Raw genomic sequence first — 18215 nt, 5'->3', positions numbered from 1 at the left:
GGGGTGTGGGCACGATGCGGATCTCCCAGCTCGCCGAACGCTCCGGTGTTCCGGCCACCACGCTGCGGTTCTACGAGAGCGCCGGGCTGCTGCCCGCCGGCCGTTCCCCGGCCGGCTACCGCCTCTACGGCGAGGACGCCGTCGAGCGCCTGGCGTTCATCGGCGAGGCCAAGCGCCTCGGGCTGTCACTGGAGGAGGTCTCGGAGCTGCTGGCTGTGTGGGAGTCCGGCGCGTGCGCGGAAGTGAAGGCCGACCTGCGGCCGCGGATCGCCGCACGGATCGCGGACGTCGAAGCACGCGCCGCCGAGCTGGCGGCGTTCACCGCCACCCTGCGCACGGCGCTGGCCCACCTCGACGCGCTGCCCGACCGGTCCGGCCGCTGTGACCCGCGGTGCGGTTTCCTCGTTCCCGCCGCGCCTGCCGCCGTGCCGGTCGACGGTGGCGTGCTGCCCGGCCACCGGGATGCCGAGCGGGCCGGTGAGGGGTGGCGGGGTGCGCCGGTCGCCTGCTCCCTGAACGGTGAGGGCCTGGGCGAGCGCACCGCCCAGTGGCGGCGGCTGATCGACGGTGCGGAGCGGCAGAACATCGCCGGGGGCGTCCTCCTCACCCTGCCCGTCGGCCGGGCGGGGGCCGTCGCGTCCCTGGCCGTCGCCGAGCAGCGGTGCTGCCCGTTCTTCGACTTCCGCCTTCACCTCGACGGCCCCGTCCTGCACCTTCGGGTACGGGCCCCGTCCGAGGGGGCCGCGCTGCTCGCCGAGCTCTTCGGCCCGGCCGCCTGACCGGCCCCGCTCCATCCGGTCCCCGGCTTCAAGGGACCGGCGGGCATCAGCCACGTCCGCGGTGCCGGCACCCCCGCAGCCGCCATTCGAGCCCGTCGGCTGAAGGTGCGGCCTACGGCCTCACCGCGCCCCTCGGCCCGCACCGGCCGCTCCCCCGGGGCTCCTTCGTTCCGTCACTGCTCCTTGCCGTCTCGCCCGGCCCTGCCGTCCGCCCGGCGCCCGCCCGGTTCGCCGGGCTCGGCCGGGACGACGTGTTCGCCCGGCGTGGCGAGTTCCGCGACCGCGTCGGCGCCGACCACCGCACCGGTGGACTTCTTGCCGCGGCGCAGTCTGCCCTCCAGCCAACTGGCGAAGCTGGTGAGCAGGAAGTTCAGTACGACGAAGATCACCGCCACGACGGTGAAGCTGGCGATGGTGTTCGCGCCGTAGTTGGCGCTCATCGGGCGGACCGACGCCAGCAGCTCGGAGAATCCCAGGAGCGCGCCGCCGAGTGCGGTGTCCTTCACGATGACCACGAGCTGGCTGACGAGCGCCGGCAGCATCGCGGTGACCGACTGGGGCAGCAGGACGTACGTCATGGTCTGGCCCTTGCGCATGCCGATCGCCTTGGCCGCGTCGGTCTGGCCGTGGGGCAGGGACAGGATTCCGGCTCGTACCACCTCGGCCAGGACCGAGGCGTTGTAGAGGACGAGACCAGTGACCACGGCGTACAGCGGCCGGTTCTCCGGGCTGATGTCGGTGAACTCGGCGTACGCCGCGTTGGCGAACAGCATCAGGATCAGCACCGGAATGGCGCGGAAGAACTCCACGACCGTTCCCCCGATGCCGCGTACCCACCAGTGGTCGGAGAGCCGGGCGATCCCGAGGAGCGCTCCGAGGGGCAACGCGATGGCCATGGCGAGGGCTGCGGCGATGAGGGTGTTCTGGAGTCCCGGAAGGAGGAAGGTGCTCCAGGCCCGGGCATCGGTGAAGAACGGATCCCACTTGATCCATTCGAGCTGGCCCTTGTCGGCCAGGGCCAGTGCCACCCACCAGATCAGTGCGCCGAGGGCGGCCAGGAACATCACGGTGTACAGGACGTTGCGCCGTCTGGCGCGCGGGCCGGGGGCGTCGTAGAGGACGGAGGTCATCGCTTCACCGCCACCTTCTTGCTCACCCATCCGAGAAACAGCCCGGTCGGGAGGGTGAGACAGATGAACCCGAACGCGAAGATGGCGGAGATCAGGATGAGCTGCGCCTCGTTCTCGATCATTTCCCGCATCAGGAGAGCCGCTTCGGCGACACCGATCGCGGCGGCCACCGTGGTGTTCTTGGTGAGTGCGATCAGCACGTTCGTCAGCGGTCCGACCACGGAGCGGAAGGCCTGTGGGAGGACGATCAGCCTCAGGGTCTGGGTGAACGGCAGGCCGATGGCGCGTGCCGCCTCCACCTGGCCGATGGCGACGGTGTTGATGCCGGACCGCAGTGCCTCGCAGACGAACGCGGAGGTGTAGGCGATGAGGCCGAGCACGGCGAGCCGGAAATTGATGGTCTTGAAGTCGTCCGCGCCGAGGGTGACGTTGAGCGTCTGGAAGAGACCCAGTGACGTGAAGACAATGATCACTGTCAAGGGGATGTTCCGCACGATGTTGACGTACGCGGTACCGAAGCCTCGCATCAGGGGCACGGGGCTGACCCGCATCGCGGCCAGCAGGGTTCCCCAGATCAGGGAGCCGATGGCCGAGTAGACGGTGAGCTGCACCGTCACCCAGAAGGCGCCCAGGATGTTGTAGCCCTCAAGAAAGTCGAACACGGTCTCCCGCCCTTTCCCGCGCGGGGAAGGCTCGGCGCGCCACCGTGAAAGGCGGCGCGCCGAGCCGGTCCTGCCTCACTGGACGATGTTGCCGATCTTCGGGGCGGGCTCGTTCTTGTAGTTCGCCGGGCCGAAGTTCTTCTTCACTGCCTCGTCCCAGGAACCGTCCGAAACCATCTTTCCGAGAGCGGTGTTGATCCTGTCCTTCAGGTCGCTGCCCTTCTGGACGCCGATGCCGTAGTTCTCGTTGCTGAGCTTGAAGCCGCCGAGCTTGAACTTCCCCTGGTGCTCCGGTTGCGCGGCGTAACCGGCGAGGATCGAGTCATCGGTCGTCAGGGCGTCGACAGCCCTGTTCTCCAGGCCGGTCAGGCACTCGGAGTAACCGCCGTACTCCTGGAGCTGGGCCCGGGGGGCGATCCTGTCCTTCACGTTCTGCGCGGAGGTGGAGCCCGTGACCGAGCAGAGCTTCTTGTCGTTCAGGTCCTCGGGCTTCTTGATGGAGTCGTCGTCCGCACGGACGAGGACGTCCTGGTGCGCCAGGAGGTAGGGGCCGGCGAAGTCGACCTTCTGCTGGCGCTCTTCGTTGATGGAGTAGGAGGCCGCGATGAAGTCGACGTCGCCACGCTGGAGGAGCGTCTCGCGGTCGGCGCTCTTGGCTTCCTTCCATTCGATGTCGCCGGGCTCGTAACCGAGCTCCTTGGCGACATAGGTCGCCACGTCGACGTCGAAGCCCGTGTACTTGCCGTCCGGCGTCTTCAGGCCGATGCCCGGCTGGTCGAACTTGATGCCGACGGTGACCTTGTCGCCACCGTCACCGGCGCCGCCGTCGTCGTCGGAGCCACAGGCGACGGCGGTCACGGACAGCACGACCGCGGCGGCGGCCGCCACGGTGGCCTTGAGAGGTTTCATGGTGATCATCCCTGCCGGATTACTGGGAACGGACTGAGACGGCGTGACCGGACCGGTTCGTCACCGGGCCGGCTCAGTGGTGAAGGATCTTCGACAGGAAGTCCTTCGCACGGTCGGTGTGTGGGTTGCTGAAGAACTCGTCGGGTGTCGTCTCCTCCACGATCCGGCCGTCCGCCATGAACACCACGCGGTTGGCGGCCGAACGGGCGAAGCCCATCTCGTGGGTGACGACGGCCATCGTCATGCCCTCACGGGCGAGCTGCTGCATGACCTCCAGCACCTCGTTGATCATCTCGGGGTCGAGTGCCGAGGTCGGCTCGTCGAAGAGCATGATCTTGGGTTCCATGGCCAGCGCTCTGGCGATGGCCACGCGCTGCTGCTGGCCACCGGAGAGCTGTGCGGGGTACTTGTCCGCCTGGGAGGCCACGCCGACCCGGTCGAGGAGTGCGCGCGCCCGCTCCTCGGCCGCCCGCTTGTCCTTCTTCCGGACCTTGATCTGCCCGAGTGTCACGTTCTGCAGCACGGTCTTGTGCGCGAAGAGGTTGAACGACTGGAAGACCATTCCCACGTCGGCCCGCAGCGCGGCCAGCTCACGGCCCTCGGCGGGCAGCGGCTTGCCGTCGATGGCGATCTCACCCGAGTCGATCGTCTCCAGCCGGTTGATGGCTCGGCACAGAGTGGACTTGCCGCCACCGGACGGCCCGATGACGACGACCACCTCGCCTCGGGCGATGCTCAGATTGATGTCCTTCAGCACATGCAGCGCACCGAAGTGCTTGTTGACGTTGCTCAGCACCACCAGGGCGCCCTGCGTGCCCGGCATGTCATGTGTCTTGGCCACTGCTGCTCCCTCGTCGGCTTCATCCTCCATCCGCCTCCGGTCCGCCGCACGCCGAGCCGCTCCCGGAGGGACGGGGAGACCGGAGGGACGGGGAGACCGGAGGGACGCGGGGAGCCCGCGCCGCCGCACCGCACCGCACCGCACCGCCCTGACCGCTACCACCGCCACCACCGCGATGACCGCCATCACCGCCACGACCGGCCCGGACGCCGACGCTGGTAAATTGGAGGAACGCTTCGACACCGCCAGGGCCCGTACCAAGGGGTACGGGCCCTGGTGCGTTCCGGGCGCCCGACCGAGGAAGGTTCCCCCATGAACGCGAAGCCGCCGGCCCCTGGACCGTCCCGCCCCGGCAAGCCCCACGGGGCGACAGCGCCGCAGGGCGACCCCTCGACGCCGCCGACAGCGGCCCCGGGCCTGCCGCCGGCCGAGTCCTTCGACGCGCTCGGGCTGCCACCGGAACTGATGCGGACCATGCTCGACCTCGGGGTCACGGAGCCCTTCCCGATCCAGGCCGCCACCCTGCCCAACGCGCTGGCCGGCCGTGACGTCCTCGGCCGCGCCCGGACCGGATCCGGCAAGACCCTCGCCTTCGGGCTGGCGCTGCTCGTCCGTACGGCGGGCCTGCGGGCCGAGGCGAAGCGGCCGCTCGCGCTGGTGCTGGTGCCCACCCGGGAACTCGCGCAGCAGGTGAGCGACGCGCTGGCGCCGTACGCGCAGGCGCTGAAGGTGCGCCTGGCTACGGTGGTCGGCGGACTGTCGATCAACCGGCAGGTGGCACTGCTGCGAACGGGTGCGGAGGTGGTCGTCGCGACGCCGGGGCGGCTGGCCGACCTGCTGTCACGCCGGGACTGCCACCTGAATCAGGTGCGGATCACCGTCCTGGACGAGGCGGACCAGATGTGCGACCTGGGGTTCCTGCCACAGGTCACGGAGATCCTGGAGCAGGTCCGCCCGGACGGGCAGCGGCTGCTCTTCTCGGCCACGCTCGACCGCGACGTCGACCAGCTCGTACGCGGCCACCTGCACGACCCGGTGCTCGCCTCCGTCGACCGGGTGGCGGGCTCGGTCGCCACGATGGAACACCATGTGCTGAACGTCCACGCCGCCGACAAGTACGCGACCGGCACCGAGATCGCCGCGCGGGACGGCCGGGTACTGATGTTCCTGGACACCAAGGCCGGCGTGGACCAGTTCACCCGTCATTTGCGATCCGTCGGCATACGGGCCGCCGCCCTGCACAGCGGGAAGTCGCAGCCGCAGCGCACGCACACGCTCGGCAGGTTCAAGGACGGTGAGATCACCGTGCTGGTGGCCACCAATGTCGCGGCGCGAGGCATTCACATCGACGCGCTCGACCTCGTCGTCAACATCGACCCGCCGGCCGACGCCAAGGACTACCTGCACCGGGGCGGGCGCACGGCACGTGCCGGCGAGTCCGGGAAGGTGGTCACCCTGGTCACCCCCAACCAGCGGCGCGAGGTCAACCGGATGATGTCCGAGGCCGGGATCCGGCCGACGGTCACCCAGGTGCGCTCCGGCGAGGAGAGGCTGACCGCCATCACGGGGGCGAAGCGTCCGCCGGCCCCGGCGAAGACCACCAACGGCAACGCACCCTTCCGCGGCCTGGGCACCCGTCCGGGACGCCCGGCGAAGGAGTCCCGCAAAGCGGCCGAGGCGCGCAAGACCGCGGAGGCCCGCGCCGCGGCCCGGGTGCGCAAGGGCCGCTGACGCCGGACGGGGCAGTGGCGGGACGTCCGTACGTCCCCGTGCGTGTGCGGGCGGCCGTCCTGCGCCGGACCGGCGCGCCGGACGTCCGTACGTCCCCGTGCGTGTGCGGGCGGCCGTCCTGTGCCGGACCGGCGCGCCGGACGTCCGTACGTCCCCGTGCGTGTGCGGGCGGCCGTCCTGCGCCGGCCCGGCGCGCCACGGGGTCGGCGTTGCCACCGGGGCCGGCACCGGGGTGTTCCCCGCCTCGCGGATGCGAGGTGCGTCGGGGACCACGATCTTCACCACACCGATCACAACGCCGATCTTCACAACACCGATCCGCATGACGCGATCTCCAGACGCGATCCGCGCAACACAACGGGCGCGACGGCGACGGCATCGGGCGTGTGCGATCCACGACCGGTTTCTCCACAAAACCCGTCGTCCAGTCGGTGGAATGCCTCTTACGCCGACGCTCTACCGGTGAGTAACATGCGCGCACCAACCGGCACCCACCCGCCCGCCTGCCCCCACCGGCGGCTAGGAGCACGTCGATGTCGCACCACCGCCCCTTCCCCGACCCACCCCCCTCCCGCCGGCCCGATGACATGGCCGCGTACTTCTGGGACACGCCCGCCGCGCCCGCCGCGCGGCAGCAGGACCACCGCGAGCCGCACCGCTCCCCCGGTGATCTCGACTCGCTGCGGTCCGGCTACCGGAGGCTGCGCCGCGTCTCGACGCTCACCGCGCTGGGGTATTTCACCCTGTTCCTCCTTCTCTCGGCCTTCACGCCCGGGCTGATGACCAGCGAGATCACCGGCGGCCTCAATATCGGCCTCCTTCTCGGGCTCTGTCAGCTCCCGGTCGCCCTCGCGGCCATCGCGCTGTACGAACGCATCGCCCGCGACCGCATCGACCCGCTCGCGACCGCCATCCGGGAGCGCACCTGGCAGGCGGCGGGCGAGACCCGCGGTCGCGGCCCAGGAGCCCGTGGTGGCTCGTGGGAGGACGTTCCCGCACACCCCGCCGGCCAGGACCAGTGGCAGTGGCCCGCCGACCGCGCCGGAGGTGCCCGGTCATGACCGAGTTCAGTTCCGACGCCCAGACCATGTCGCTGGTCGCGTTCATCGCGGTCATCACGGTCACCCTGCTGGTGTGTGTGATGACCGGGCCCGACCACGGTGACCTGGGCGAGTTCTACACCGGCTACCGCTCGTTGTCGCCCGTGCAGAGCGGCCTCGCCATCGCCGGCGACTACATCTCGGCGGGCACGGTGCTCGGCACCATCGGCATCATCGCGCTTCTCGGGTTCGACGGAGTCACGCTCACCCTGAGCACCGTGCTCTCTTTGGTCCTGATGATGTTCCTGCTCGCCGAGCCGCTGCGGAACACCGGCCGGTTCACCACGGGCGACGTCCTCACCCGCCGCGCCCCCGGCCCGGCCGTGCGGATCACGGCGGCCATGGTCACCCTCACCGCGCTGCTGCCCCTGGTGATCTTCCAGCTCGCGGGGGCGGGCGATCTGCTCGCCGTCGTCCTCGGTTTCCACGCCGACGGCTTCAAGACCGGGGCGATCGTGTTCCTCGGTCTGCTGATGATCGCGTACGCGGCGATCGGCGGCATGAAGGGCACCGCGTTCATCCAGATCGTCAAGACCGTCGTCCTCCTCGGCGCGGCCACCGTCATCGCGGTACTCGTCCTGGAGCGGTTCGACTTCAGCCTGCCGGTCCTGCTGGACGCGGCCAAGAACGGGAGCGGCGCGGGAGACGCGTACCTCGCCTCCGGGCTGCAGTTCGCGGGCGACGACTTCGACATGATCGGCACCCAGCTGACGGTCGTGCTCGGAGCGGCGGTACTGCCGCACATCACGATGCGCATGTTCAGCTCCCGCAGTGCGACGGCCGTGCGGCGCTCGATGTCCTGGGCCGTTTCGACCGTCGTCGTCACCTGTGTGCTCCTCGCGGTGATCGGCTTCGGCGCGGCCGCGATCGTCGGGCACAAGGATCTCGTCGCCGGAGACCCACAGGGGCAGACGGCGTTCCTGATGGTCAGCCAGGCCGTCATGGGCACCGATCCGACGATGCTGGAGACCCTGCTGTTCACGGCGGTGGCCACCGCGGTGTTCCTGACCCTGCTGGCCTCGGTCGCCGGGATCACCCTCGCGTGCGCCAACACACTGGCGCACGACCTGATCGCGCACGGGCTGCGCAAGGCCACGCTGAAGGGCTCCACGGAGATGGCCATCGCCCGGGCAGCCGCGCTCGGCGTGGGGCTCGTCGCGATCGCGATCGCGGCCGGGGTCCGCCACCTCAACCTGCAGGCGCTGCTGACCCTGTCCTTCTGCGTCGGCGCCTCCGCGATCGCCCCGGCGTTCGTGTACACCCTCTTCTGGCGCCGCTACACCCGCACGGGGCTGCTCGCCACCCTCATCGTGGGCACCGTCTCCGCATTCGTGCTGATGGTCGGCAGCAACCTGGTGTCCGGGTCGCCGCAGTCCATATTCCCCGACGAGGACTTCAACTGGTTCCCGTTCACGACGAGCGGCATCGTCTCCGTCCCGCTCGGCTTCCTGGCCGGCTGGCTCGCCACGGTCCTGCGCGACGAGGACGCGGGCGACCGGGGCCGTCGGTACGAGGAGGTGGAACCGACGATTCTGGCCGGTACGCCCACGGCGGCGGGCAGCGACACCGCCTGACCCCTCCCCGCCGAGGAGAGGCGCCCGGTCTGCCCGGCCTGCCCGGTCTGCCCGCGGGCGGGCCGGGCGCGGGCGAGCAGCGGAGTGACCGGCGTAACGGCCGTCACTCCCGGTCGAACCGCGGGTAGGTGACGCCGGTGAGTTCCTCGGAGACGCGCCACAGTTTCCGGGCGGTGGCCCGGTCGCGGGCGCGGGCCGTGCTGCCGACGCGCACCGGTGCGCCGCGGGTTTCGAGGAACCCGGCCGGTCCGAAGTAGTCGCCGCCGGTGACCTCCGGGTCGGTGGCGGCCCGCAGGCTCGGCAGGGCGCCGTCGTCGGCGCTCTGGTTCGTCAACCCGGTGACGTGCCCGGAGAGGGCGGCCGTAAGGGTGCGTCCGGACATCAGAGGGCCGGCCTGGGCCAGGTTGGTCGCGGAGGTACCCGGGTGGGCCGCGACGGCGGTGAGGTGCCCGCCCGCGGCGCGGGAGCGGGCGTCGAGTTCCAGAGCGAACAGCAGATTGGCGAGTTTGGACTGCCCGTAGGCGGACCATTTGCCGTACCGGCGCTCGGCGTTGAGGTTGGTGAAGTCGATACGGCCGATGCGGTGGGCGAGGGAGGAGACGGTCACCACCCGCGGTGCCGGGGCGGCGAGCAGGGCCGGCATCAGGTGGCCGGTGAGGGCGAAGTGCCCCAGGTGGTTGGTGCCGAACTGCATCTCGAAGCCGTCGGCGGTACGCCGCAGCGGCAGGGCCATCACTCCGGCGTTGTTCACCAGCAGGTCCAGTACGCCACCGGTCCGGTCGAGGATAAGAGCGGCGGCGTCCTTGACGGAGGTCAGGTCGGCCAGGTCCAGTGCGACCAGTTCGAAGGCGCCGTCGGGTACTTCGCGCGCCAGCCGGTCCGTCGCCTCCTGTCCCCGCCCGGCGTCGCGGCAGGCGAGCAGCACGCGCGCCCCCGAGCGGCCCAGTTCCCTGGCGGTGCCCAGCCCGATGCCGCTGTTGGCACCCGTCACCACGGCTGTCCGGCCGTCCAGCCGGGGTATGTCGGCGCTCGTCCAGCTCATGCGGAACCACTCCTCCACTCGGTACGCGCGACTCACACCGTCACCCAGGTGACCACGCCGTGCTCGACGCACGGGGACCCAACTTACCCGTGGGCGTACGCCAGTTGCGTCACGTCCTTCGTGTGGGGCCCGCCACTCGCGGCGCGCGGTCACGATTCGGATTACCCCGCCGGAACGCCGGAAACGGCCGCCTACGCTCGGGACATGTACCGAAGAGGCTCCCTGCGGTTACTTCTTCCGGCTGCCGCGATGCTGCTGCTCACCGGCTGTCCCGGCGTGCACGGCAGCCATGCCGAGGTGCACGGTGAACCGGGCGCGCCCGGTGTGGGTGACCGGCTCTTCCCCGCGGCGGGAAACGGCGGCTACGACGTCCGGCATTACGACCTCGACCTGGCCTACGAGCCGTCCACCGGGCACTTGTCGGGCACCGCCGACATCATCGCGAGCGCCACGCAGGACCTCAGCGCCGTCAATCTCGACCTGCGCGGGCTCACCGTCGAAAGCGTCGAGGTGGACGGCGAGAACGCTTCCTTCGACCGGGTGGGCGACGAAGTGACCGTGCGCCTGGACCGCCATGTGGCCGAGCGCGGCACGTTGCGTCTGCTCGTCCGCTACGCGGGCCGCCCGCAGCCCGTCGTCCACGCCGGTGCCAGGACGGGCTGGCTGAGGACGACGGACGGCGCCGTGGCGATCGGCGAGCCCAACGGCTCGATGGCGTGGTTCCCGGGCAACCACCACCCGAGCGACAAGGCCGGCTACAGCGTCAAGGTGACCGTGCCGAAGGGGCTGCGGGCGGTGACGAACGGGGTGCCGGGCAAGGAGCGGCCCGCGGGCGGGCGGACCACCTTCTCCTGGAAGACGGAGCACCAGGTGCCGTCCCACGCGGTGACGCTGGCGATCGGGCGGTACGACATGAGGTTCTCCGCCGTGCCCCGCACCGGCCAGCCGGTCGTCACCGCGATCGCCCCGTCGGCGGCCGGGCGCGGCGAGGCGGTACTGGCCCGTGTCCCGGGGATCATGAACTGGTCGGCGAAGAGGTTCGGCCGGTATCCCTTCGGTGCATTCGGCGCGGTCGTCCTGCCCGAAGGGCAGCTTGCCCGGCCGGTGGCCGCGCTGACCCGTCCGGTGTTCCCCGTCGACCGGCTCGACGAGGCCGCCCTCGTCCGCGCCGTGGCGCGGCAGTGGTACGGCGGCTCCGTGACGCCGCGGACCTGGCAGGACGCCTGGCTCAGCGAGGGGTTCGCCACCTACGCCGTCTGGCTCTGGAACGAGGACCATCACCGGGTCCCGGCCGAACGCGCTTTCCACGACGCCCTGGCCGCCGGCACCGGGCAGAGCTTCCCGCCGGCCGCCCCGCCGAGCGCCGCGCACCTCGACGGCCGGCCGCTCGGTGACCGGGGCGCGATGCTGCTGCACAAGGTGCGCCAGGCGGTGGGCGACGCGACGTTCTTCCGGATCCTGCCGCTGTGGGCGCAGACCCGTATGTACCGCGATGCCACGACGGCCGACTTCACGGCGTACGTGGAGAAGATGTCCGGACGCGCCCTGGACGGCCTGTGGGACACGTGGCTGTACGGCACCGGGGACGCCGGGGGGAGCAGCCGGTGAGAGACGGGCGGGCCCTCCCGGCTCAGCCCGGCGGCGGGCCGAGCGGGCTCTGTCGCAGGGCCTTGGCCACGCCGTACAGGTTCGCCGCCATCGCCCGGCCCGTCCTGTCGGACCAGTCGTGTCCCCGCTCGTCGTCCAGGTAGTCGGGGCCCGCGCCCGGGCCGAGGTGCCAGTACGTCCACGCCTGGCCGGGGACGGTGTAGCCGATGTCGCCGAGGGCGCCGGCGATTTCGCTGATCACATGGTGCGCGCCGTCCTCGTTGCCGGTCACCACGACCCCGGCGACCCGGTTGTACGCCACCGGCCTGCCCTCGTCGTCGGTCTCGGAGAGCATCGCGTCCATCCGCTCCAGCACCCGCTGGGCCACTGAGGAAGGACGTCCGAGCCAGGTCGGCGAGGCCATGATGAGGATCTGTGAATCCAGGAGCATGCGGCGCACCTCCGGCCACTGATCGCCCTCGCCCTCGTCGCTGGTCACTCCGGGTTTGATGGTCAGGTCGACCGCGCGTACGAAGCGCACCTCCACGCCGTACGCCACGAGTTGCCGGGCCACCACGTGGGCCAGCGCGTGCGTGTTGGACTGCTCGGGTGACTCCTTGAGCGTGCAGTTGATCACCAGTGCTTTCATGCCGTCCCGCGTACCCAGGGCACCCCCGACGAGACGTCGGCGCTGTTGGCCGATCCGTGTCCGGCCGCCGGGAACCCCGCGTGTCCCGGGCGGAGGAGCCGCCCAGGGTGCCGAGGTCCTCAGTCCGCCCTCAGGAGGGCGAGTGTGGCGGTCCGTAGCCATGTTGCCGCTTCTTCCACCGACATGCGGTCCGCCCTGACTTCGTCGCCTGCCGCGTGGCCGAGAGCGGTGACCGCGGCCGCCAGCCAGGTGGCCGGCGGTGCGGGGTCGAAGTGGCCCGACTCCTGGCCCCTCTCGATCAGCCGGGCGAGCCGGGCCGCGACGGGCTCATGCCGGGCCAGGTCGGCGTCGGCGCGGGCACTGCCGAGCTGGAGGAGCACCGGGTTTTGTGTGAACAGCCGCCAGCCGATGTCCTGCAGCCGCAGTAGCGCGTCCAGGGCGGAACCGCTCCGCTCTTCAGCCTCGTCCATCGCGGCCATGGCCTGGTCCGTGATCCGGTCGGCGACAGCGTCCAGCAGCGCGTCACGGGTCCCGAAGTGCGCGTACACGGTCTGGCGGGTGACGTCGGCCGCGGCGGCGATGGCGGCCATACCGGCGTCGGGCCGCTCGGCCAGCAGTCGGACCGCGGCGTCCAGCACTGCGGCCCTGCTGCGCTCGGCGTCGGCGCGTCGGCGGGGCCGAATCCGCGGTGAGTCGTCCGGGGTCTCGAAAGCAGTCAACTCTTACACCCTTGTCAGATATGAATCCCCGCTATATCTTACAGCTCTGTAAGAGATCGTAGCGGGGGCCGGCCTCGCACGCATGGCAGGAGCACGGTGAACCCTCTCCGCACGAAGCCTCCCGAACAGTTCATCGCCGACTTCTTCACGACCTTCACCGACGCCGTGGTCCATGGCTCGGAAGACGCCTCTGATCTGATGTCCAGGTTCTGCACCCGAGACGTCGTTCAAGTCGCCGACGGCGTACCACTCGACTGGGACCGCCTCGTCGCCCACCTCCGTCCGGTGCGCAACAACCTGCACGAGTTCCGGTTCGAGGTGCACGAGGCGTTCACGGACGGAGACCGAATAGCGACCCGCTTCACGATTCACGCGCGGATGCGCAAGGGCGGACCGGTTTCCACACGAGTCCATATGTTCGCGGAGTTCACCGCCGACGGCCTGTTGCGACGAGCTGAGCAGCTCACGCGAGCCGTCGCCCCCGGCGAACCCGAGACGGAGAAGTGATCCGCATGCGCGTCCGACTCGTCCTCGGCCTCGCCCTGTTGTCCACCGGTGCCCTCGCCGGCGCCTTCGGCTACGGAGCGGCCAACCTCGTCCCGACCTTCAACGCCGTACCGCTCGCCATGAGGCTGGACTTCCACAGCCAGTTGATGCAGATGAACGGCATCACCATGCAAGGCGCCATGGGCGTGTCGGCGCTCAGCGCCGTCGCGCTCGCAGTCATGACCCGAGGGACCTCACGGTGGCTGGCCGGAGGGGCGGGACTCCTTGCCCTGGCATCCTTCCTCATCACCCGTCTCGGCAACGTCCCCATCAACGGCCGCATCAAGCAGTGGGCCGCCACCTCGGCGCCCGCCGATCACGCCGAAATCCTGGCGCGCTGGGAGGCCTTCAACTACGCACGCACAGGCGCCGCATTCGCAGCCTTCGCGCTGCTGATCCTTCTCGCCCTGCGCGGTGCTGACGCCGACCGGCCGACAGGTGGTCGCCGCCCGTAGCGGGGGTTTCGGATCCCTCACGGACCACGCGCCGGAGCCCCAGGCAACCCGCGCCACGGGCCGTCTCCCCAGGAACCCCGTCGGTCCCCTTGGCTCGCGATGAAACCGGCACACCCTTCCCGGACAGAACGTCGGCCCGCACAACCGCAACGGGTCGTGCGGGCCGGCGTCACGTTCGCTCTCGGCGCGGTCTTGAGCCAGTCGTCAGCGCAGTCTCATCGCGAACGCCACGGTACTGCCGGTGGGACCCCGGGAGATGGTGAGGCGGTCGGTGATCAGGCGGGTGAGCCACAGGCCCCGGCCGTGGCAGGCGCCGTCGAGACCGGGAGCGAGGTCGGGGATGACGTCCTCGGTGAAGCCCGGGCCCTGGTCGGTGATGCGGCACTCCAGTTCCTCCGGGGTCCTGGCCAGTACCAGCACGCCGTGTCCGCCTCCGTGCTGGACGACGTTGCCGGCCACGGCGTCCATGGCCACGACGAAGTCGCCGCGCCGGGGCTCCGGGAGGCCGGACAGGGCGGCGCAGCCCTCCACCAGGACGCGCAGTCGCGGGATGCCCGCGCTGTCGAAGCGGCGGCGCAGCAGGAGTTCCTCACCGATACCGGGTGGCCCGGCCGATTCCACGGTCATGGCCCTACCCCGTCACATCGAGGCCGGCCGGGTCCGCACCGAGGCGGCACAGCAGGCGTGCGTGCCGCTCGGAGCAGCGGATCCGTACGGGCGGGTGGACCGGCGCCCGGCCGAGCAGGCGGACGAGCTCGGCCGCGGGCTCGGCACCGAGGAAGCCGGTGCGCAGCAGGTCCACGGTGAGCGGGCCGGGTGGCGGCGCGGGGGTTTGGAGCAGGTCGGTGACGGCCCGGGTGAGCTGCCCGCACGTCGCCTGGTCCACCTCGCCGATCACGTGGAGCGTGCCCTGTCCGGGCAGGCACCTCAAGTGTCCGAGCCCGGACAGCAGGTTCTGGGGGTGGGCCCGGCACATGGCCTCCAGGACCGGCTCGGGGAAGCGTCGCCGGTCGTACGCGCAGATCTCGCTGTAGAAGCCGTCGGTGAAGAGGTGGCCGGCCCGGCGCTCACGGTCCATCATCATGTCGAGATCGGCGCCCAGATCGGCGACCCAGCCCATGTCGATGTACGTACGCAGTCCGGTGTACCCCTCGTCGCGGGCGGCCTCGGACTCCTCGACGATGCGCTGCCACTGCCGGTCGGCGGTGAACCGCCGCGCGGGCAGGATCAGTTCCCGCATGCTGCTCAGCTCCAGTTGCGCCCTCTCGTATCCGGACGCGGCCAGTAGCCCTGGGGCCTCCTGCAGTCGCGACCGGACCTGTTCCTCGGTCAGACGCGGCGGTCCGAAGACGATGACCTTCTCGCCTCGGGCCAGTCCGGACCAGACGAACGCGGCCAGCACGTCCCAGCCGGGTGCATCGTCGTCGTAGCACAGGAACGCGTGGTGCCCGGGGCCCATGCGCTGCACGGGAAGCGTCCCGGGATGGTGCTCATCGCTCGCGAGCACGCCCACCTCTCCCACCCCCCTGTAACCGCCGTGTGGCGCTACGTTACCAACCTCCGCGGGGTGTTCACTGCCGCTCCTCGGCGTCGGGGTGCCTCTCGCGCAGCGCGTCGCCGGGCACCGGGCCCTTCGGCGGGGCCGGCTCCGGCGGCTGTTCCGCCCGTTCGGCGCCGCCGTCCTCGCGCTTCCGCCGGGCCTGCCGCTTCTCCTCCTCGAGCCGCTTGCGGACCTCTTCCGGCTTGTCTCCGAGCTGGTTCACGACCCTCTCCGTCCCGTCGGGTGACTCGTCCCGCCGTCAGCGTCACACAGACCCGCCACGTCCGCATTCTCCGCGTACCACGCATTCCGCCGCCCGCCCTGGATCCGACCCGAAAGCGGCCCGGGCGCGACCGGCCGGTCCGCTGCAATGGAACGCGGGAGAAGAAGACGGAACCGGCTTGTGAGGCGGGTGGCGGTGGTGCGATCCTTTCCGCCATGCCATCCCACCCTCCTCACCTGCCTGAACACGGGTCGGTCCTTGCGGAGGTGAGGAAGGTGAGGCGAGCCGGTGTGGTACGGCTGCGCGAGCTCGACGTGCCCGAACTCGGCCGCATCGCAAGGGAGTTCTTCGCCGGTGCCGCCGCGGCCGCCCCGGGCGGCGGCGTCGAGCGGCTGTTACGGACCGCGGTCTCCCGCATCGGTGGCGGGACGCTGCAGACGGCCGCCGAGTACAGCCTCGGGCTCGCCCAGGGCACCCGGGACTGGCCGGCCGCGGACCGGCGCCGCCGGGCGGCCCAGGTGTACGGCGTGAGCGTCGAGCGGTTCCGCAAGCACCACGAGCTGATGGTGCTCGGGCAGATCGCCGAACAGGTCGTGGGCCTCGCCGCGAAGGGCGAGGGGGACGGCACGCCCCTCGCCGTCGCCGCCGTGCACCGCACGCACCGCACGGTACGGACCCGGGGAGCGGCGACCGTACGGATCCACGTCCACTCGGTGGACCTGCTCCGCGACGTCGACGTCATCGTGTCGCCGACCAACACCTACTTCGTCCTGCCCGCCGCCTACAAGTCGTCCGTGTCCGCCACGCTGCGGCGCGCCGGAGCGGACCTCGACCCGACGGGGGGACTCGTCGCGGACCACGTCCACGACGAGTTACGGGGGTGGACCGCCCGGCACGGGACGCCGGGCCGGGCGGTCCCGCCGGGCACGGTGGCGCCCACCTCGGCGGGCGCCCTGGCCGCCCAGGGCATCCGGCGGATCTACCACCTGGCCGTGGCACAGCCCAGGCCCGGCACCAACGACTACGACGTCCAGCCCGCCGACGTCACGCGCGGGGTGACCCGGGCGTTCGCGCTGCTGGCGGAGGAGTCCGCCCGGTTCGACCCGCCGCTCCGCTCGGTGTGCCTGCCGCTGCTGGGCGCGGGCCGGGGCGGGCTGACGCCGATGGAGAGCTTCGGCGCGCTGTGGCCGGCCGTGGAGGCGGAACTGTCCCGCGGCAGGGAGAACGGCAGGGAGTGGGAGGTGCATGTCGTCGTCCGCGCCCACGCCCGTGCGGACCTCGTCGAGAGACTGCTCGCCCACGACGGCGCTCAGGACCCTGCCCATGGAATCACCCATGACATCGCCCACGACGTCGCCGTTGACGTCGCTCACGACGTTGCCCACGACGGGGGGACCCCATGAATCCGTACGCCGTGCTGGCGGCCGCGGCGGCCCACTGGGACCGTGTCGCCGGCCGCGTCGACGGCCCGCTCCGCGACCGGCTGGCCGCGCTCCTCACCGACGTACGCCGCAAACGGGCGGCGGGGGCGGGCGAGCCCGAGGTGCGGGGCGCGGCGGAGGCGGCGGCCCGGGTGCTGCGGGAGGAACTGCCCGAGGAGTTCGGCGCGCAGGGCGAGGGCCGCGCGGTGGCCGGCCTGCTGGACGCCGTGGACGACACGTATCTGGGTTTCCGTATGGAGGACCTTGCGGTGCTGCTGGTCGACGGGCACCGGATGGTGGGCCCCGTGCTCGGGCCGGTGCGCGAGCGGCTGCTCGCGGCACCCGCCCTGAGCGCCGACACCGTGCTGCGGCGGGGCGGCGACCCGTACGCGCCCGAGCTGATCCGGCTGCGGGGCGAGGGCGGCACGGTGCGCCTGCCGAGCTTCCAGTTCTCGGAGGACGTCCTGCCCTGGATGGTGGTCCTGGAGGTGAACGCCCTTCTGGGGGCGGACCGCGACCCGTGGGGCGCCGCCGACTGGTGGCTGTCCGGCAACGCCTGGCTGGGCACGGCACCGGCCGAACTCCTCGGCATGGGCAATGACCGCCGGCTCGTCGACACGGCGGGCTTCTTGATGGACGGGGAGTAGCAGCCGTGCCCAACTACCGGCCGCCCGCGGCCATGACCGGTACTCCCGGCAAGGTCACGTTGGAGCGCGGTACCACGCTGTACCGGGTGCACGCCGCCCACCGGGACGCCGCGGCGTTCAACCCGGTGCCGTCGCACTGCCTGTACGGCGGTGGACGGTTCGACGGTACGGCGTGCGACCCGTACGGCTACCTGTACGCGGGCCTGGGCGCCGAGGCGGCGCTGTGCGAGACGCTGCTGCGGTCGCTGCCGTTCGACCCGGCGGGTGGTCCCCGGCTGCTGCCCCGGGCGGGCGTGGCGCGGCGGCGGCTGTCGCGGCTGGTGCTCGGCGCGGACCTGGACGTGGTGTCGCTGGTGTCGGCGCGGGACCTGGCCGCCGTCCACCAGGACAGCTGGCTGGTCCACACGGAGGCGCACGACTACGCGTACACGCGGGACTGGGCGCACTGGATCCGGCAGCACACCGGCCCCTGGGCGCAGGGCCTGGTCTGGTCCTCCAAACGCGAGCCGGCCGACCGGACCGTGGTCCTCTTCGGCGACCGCTGCCCGCCCGGGGCCGTCGAGGCGGTGCCGGAAGGCGCCGTCGACTTCGGAACCCCGGACGGCGAGGAATGGCTCGACTCCGTCCTCCAGCCCTACCACGTGAGGCTCGCTCCTTGAC

Annotated in this window: 20 protein-coding genes; 10 read left to right on the top strand and 10 right to left on the bottom strand. The window is 71.4% G+C overall.

Translation table 11 applies throughout. From position 1 onward, the window contains the following. Window positions 1-14: 14 nt before the first annotated feature. Window positions 15-779: a MerR family transcriptional regulator gene (locus ACZ6C1_RS17955; protein WP_469242311.1), complete on the top strand. Its 765-nt coding sequence runs from the start codon at window positions 15-17 to the stop codon at window positions 777-779. A gap of 173 nt (window positions 780-952) precedes the next feature. Here the strand turns inward: ACZ6C1_RS17955 and ACZ6C1_RS17950 are convergent, their stop codons facing one another. The 4 genes from ACZ6C1_RS17950 to ACZ6C1_RS17935 all read right to left on the bottom strand — a co-directional run bounded on the left by ACZ6C1_RS17950 (window position 953) and on the right by ACZ6C1_RS17935 (window position 4303). Continuing rightward, entirely contained in the window at window positions 953-1909 is a 957-nt protein-coding gene (locus tag ACZ6C1_RS17950; protein ID WP_469242057.1) for an amino acid ABC transporter permease, read from the bottom strand. Next, window positions 1906-2571, bottom strand: coding sequence for an amino acid ABC transporter permease (locus ACZ6C1_RS17945; RefSeq protein WP_469242056.1), 666 nt, complete (start codon window positions 2569-2571; stop codon window positions 1906-1908). Before ACZ6C1_RS17945 ends, ACZ6C1_RS17950 begins: the two co-directional genes overlap by 4 nt. A 75-nt stretch (window positions 2572-2646) precedes the next feature. Continuing rightward, window positions 2647-3480 (bottom strand): glutamate ABC transporter substrate-binding protein, encoded by an 834-nt coding sequence (locus ACZ6C1_RS17940; RefSeq protein WP_469242055.1) that lies wholly within the window; start codon window positions 3478-3480, stop codon window positions 2647-2649. A gap of 73 nt (window positions 3481-3553) precedes the next feature. Continuing rightward, on the bottom strand, window positions 3554-4303 hold the full coding sequence (locus tag ACZ6C1_RS17935) for an amino acid ABC transporter ATP-binding protein (protein WP_469242310.1): 750 nt from the start codon (window positions 4301-4303) through the stop codon (window positions 3554-3556). 330 nt (window positions 4304-4633) lie between these two features. Here ACZ6C1_RS17935 and ACZ6C1_RS17930 point away from each other — a divergent pair, with 330 nt between their 5' ends. From ACZ6C1_RS17930 to ACZ6C1_RS17920, 3 genes are all read left to right on the top strand, one after another. Further along, window positions 4634-6052 (top strand): DEAD/DEAH box helicase, encoded by a 1419-nt coding sequence (locus ACZ6C1_RS17930; RefSeq protein ID WP_469242054.1) that lies wholly within the window; start codon window positions 4634-4636, stop codon window positions 6050-6052. Between the two features lie 533 nt (window positions 6053-6585). Further along, on the top strand, window positions 6586-7113 hold the full coding sequence (locus ACZ6C1_RS17925; protein WP_469242053.1) for a DUF485 domain-containing protein: 528 nt from the start codon (window positions 6586-6588) through the stop codon (window positions 7111-7113). Continuing rightward, window positions 7110-8726, top strand: a complete 1617-nt coding sequence (locus tag ACZ6C1_RS17920) for a sodium/solute symporter (protein WP_469242052.1) — start codon at window positions 7110-7112, stop codon at window positions 8724-8726. Before ACZ6C1_RS17925 ends, ACZ6C1_RS17920 begins: the two co-directional genes overlap by 4 nt. A gap of 103 nt (window positions 8727-8829) precedes the next feature. Here ACZ6C1_RS17920 and ACZ6C1_RS17915 read toward each other — a convergent pair whose 3' ends face one another. Next, complete coding sequence (locus tag ACZ6C1_RS17915; RefSeq protein ID WP_469242051.1) at window positions 8830-9768, bottom strand: oxidoreductase; 939 nt, start codon at window positions 9766-9768, stop codon at window positions 8830-8832. 249 nt (window positions 9769-10017) lie between these two features. Here ACZ6C1_RS17915 and ACZ6C1_RS17910 point away from each other — a divergent pair, with 249 nt between their 5' ends. Then, complete coding sequence (locus ACZ6C1_RS17910) at window positions 10018-11376, top strand: M1 family metallopeptidase (protein WP_469242050.1); 1359 nt, start codon at window positions 10018-10020, stop codon at window positions 11374-11376. A 22-nt stretch (window positions 11377-11398) separates the two neighbouring features. On the opposite strand, the gene ACZ6C1_RS17905 is transcribed toward ACZ6C1_RS17910, so the two are convergent. Both ACZ6C1_RS17905 and ACZ6C1_RS17900 read right to left on the bottom strand, forming a co-directional pair. After that, window positions 11399-12004, bottom strand: a complete 606-nt coding sequence (locus ACZ6C1_RS17905) for a flavodoxin family protein (protein WP_469242049.1) — start codon at window positions 12002-12004, stop codon at window positions 11399-11401. Between the two features lie 119 nt (window positions 12005-12123). After that, window positions 12124-12723 carry a TetR/AcrR family transcriptional regulator gene (locus ACZ6C1_RS17900; RefSeq protein ID WP_469242048.1) on the bottom strand — a complete coding sequence of 200 codons (600 nt, stop codon included), beginning with the start codon at window positions 12721-12723 and terminating at the stop codon, window positions 12124-12126. Between the two features lie 96 nt (window positions 12724-12819). Between ACZ6C1_RS17900 and ACZ6C1_RS17895 the strand changes: the two genes are divergently transcribed. After that, window positions 12820-13230 carry a nuclear transport factor 2 family protein gene (locus ACZ6C1_RS17895; protein ID WP_469242047.1) on the top strand — a complete coding sequence of 137 codons (411 nt, stop codon included), beginning with the start codon at window positions 12820-12822 and terminating at the stop codon, window positions 13228-13230. Window positions 13231-13235: 5 nt separating this feature from the next. Next, complete coding sequence (locus ACZ6C1_RS17890) at window positions 13236-13724, top strand: anthrone oxygenase family protein (RefSeq protein ID WP_469242046.1); 489 nt, start codon at window positions 13236-13238, stop codon at window positions 13722-13724. 204 nt (window positions 13725-13928) lie between these two features. Here the strand turns inward: ACZ6C1_RS17890 and ACZ6C1_RS17885 are convergent, their stop codons facing one another. From ACZ6C1_RS17885 to ACZ6C1_RS17875, 3 genes are all read right to left on the bottom strand, one after another. Further along, window positions 13929-14351, bottom strand: a complete 423-nt coding sequence (locus tag ACZ6C1_RS17885; RefSeq protein WP_469242045.1) for an ATP-binding protein — start codon at window positions 14349-14351, stop codon at window positions 13929-13931. Window positions 14352-14355: 4 nt separating this feature from the next. Next, the gene (locus ACZ6C1_RS17880) at window positions 14356-15231 is read right to left on the bottom strand and encodes an MEDS domain-containing protein (RefSeq protein WP_469242044.1); all 876 of its coding nucleotides are present in this window, start codon (window positions 15229-15231) and stop codon (window positions 14356-14358) included. A 64-nt stretch (window positions 15232-15295) separates the two neighbouring features. Continuing rightward, complete coding sequence (locus ACZ6C1_RS17875; protein WP_469242043.1) at window positions 15296-15487, bottom strand: hypothetical protein; 192 nt, start codon at window positions 15485-15487, stop codon at window positions 15296-15298. 215 nt (window positions 15488-15702) lie between these two features. On the opposite strand from ACZ6C1_RS17875, the gene ACZ6C1_RS17870 reads away from it, so the two are divergent. From ACZ6C1_RS17870 to ACZ6C1_RS17860, 3 genes are read left to right on the top strand one after another with little or no spacing between them, the layout of a single operon-like run. After that, window positions 15703-16890 carry a macro domain-containing protein gene (locus ACZ6C1_RS17870; protein WP_469242042.1) on the top strand — a complete coding sequence of 396 codons (1188 nt, stop codon included), beginning with the start codon at window positions 15703-15705 and terminating at the stop codon, window positions 16888-16890. Then, window positions 16887-17555, top strand: a complete 669-nt coding sequence (locus tag ACZ6C1_RS17865; RefSeq protein WP_469242041.1) for a hypothetical protein — start codon at window positions 16887-16889, stop codon at window positions 17553-17555. Before ACZ6C1_RS17870 ends, ACZ6C1_RS17865 begins: the two co-directional genes overlap by 4 nt. A 5-nt stretch (window positions 17556-17560) precedes the next feature. Continuing rightward, complete coding sequence (locus ACZ6C1_RS17860) at window positions 17561-18214, top strand: RES family NAD+ phosphorylase (RefSeq protein ID WP_469242039.1); 654 nt, start codon at window positions 17561-17563, stop codon at window positions 18212-18214. Window position 18215 lies beyond the last annotated feature (1 nt).

Source organism: Streptomyces sp. NPDC041796 (assembly GCF_055590785.1).
Note: the sequence above shows the minus strand (reverse complement) of the source record. Positions and strands in the feature narration are given on the sequence as shown.